A 352-nucleotide genomic window follows, 5' to 3' on the forward strand; every position below is an offset into this window, starting at 1 on the left:
ATAGTATTGGAACTGGCATTTCATTTTGACTTGACACTGCATTAATAAGCATTCCGAGGAAATATAAAATAAGTAAGATTAAGAGCACATCTAGCAAATTTCTTTTATTACTAAACAGAGTTTGGCTGGGTGTTATTACTATCTTATTAAAAAATGATAACACCCTAACCTCTCATTTATAATGAGGAAAACACAGATATGACAAGTCTATTTTAGTAGCCAACAAACCTATCATTCATTTTGTTTGATACCATATTTTTTAATATCCCTGCATCTAATCTAAGACCGTATCTGTTTATGGTTTTAACAATACCATCAGGTATCCCTGCACTTTTTAAATGTGCTCTAAACT

The 352-nt window shown here is 31.0% G+C and carries 1 pseudogene; it reads right to left on the minus strand.

The features are described from left to right. Window positions 1-212 precede the first annotated feature (212 nt). Window positions 213-352 (minus strand): annotated as a pseudogene (locus V2A85_RS24615) (helix-turn-helix domain-containing protein); the annotation flags it as partial.

Source organism: Yersinia sp. 1252 StPb PI (genome assembly GCF_048593885.1).
GTDB lineage: Bacteria > Pseudomonadota > Gammaproteobacteria > Enterobacterales > Enterobacteriaceae > Yersinia > Yersinia enterocolitica_E.